The organism is Pseudomonas putida (assembly GCF_030159595.1).
In the GTDB taxonomy this organism is placed as follows: Bacteria; Pseudomonadota; Gammaproteobacteria; order Pseudomonadales; family Pseudomonadaceae; genus Aquipseudomonas; species Aquipseudomonas putida_AC.
This window is the reverse complement of sequence record NZ_BSKJ01000051.1, coordinates 1-256: the sequence shown is the minus strand read 5'-3', so window position 1 is coordinate 256 and position 256 is coordinate 1. Positions and strand designations below refer to the sequence as shown.

Annotated in this window: 1 protein-coding gene; it reads right to left on the bottom strand. The window is 35.9% G+C overall.

The annotated features are described in order from the left end of the window. Positions 1–256 (bottom strand): Gfo/Idh/MocA family protein (locus tag QQL85_RS26500; protein WP_284368797.1); only part of this gene is annotated, 256 nt, incomplete at both ends.

Below are 256 nucleotides of genomic sequence, written 5' to 3'. Positions count from 1 at the left end.
AGCTTAAAATAATATCAATATCATGAATCATTAAATCCAATATCACACTCACTTCTGTACCACGTGGATTAAACTGAGCCAACCTGTGCACCTCAATAAACATCGGGTTTAAAGGCATGCCTTTAATAGCTAAAAAAGCGGGATTAAACCTTTCAACATGACCAACCTGAAATTTTACATTCGCTTCTCTAACCATGTTTACCAATTGCTTGGCTTCATCAATGGTATGTGTTAGTGGCTTTTCTACAAATACATG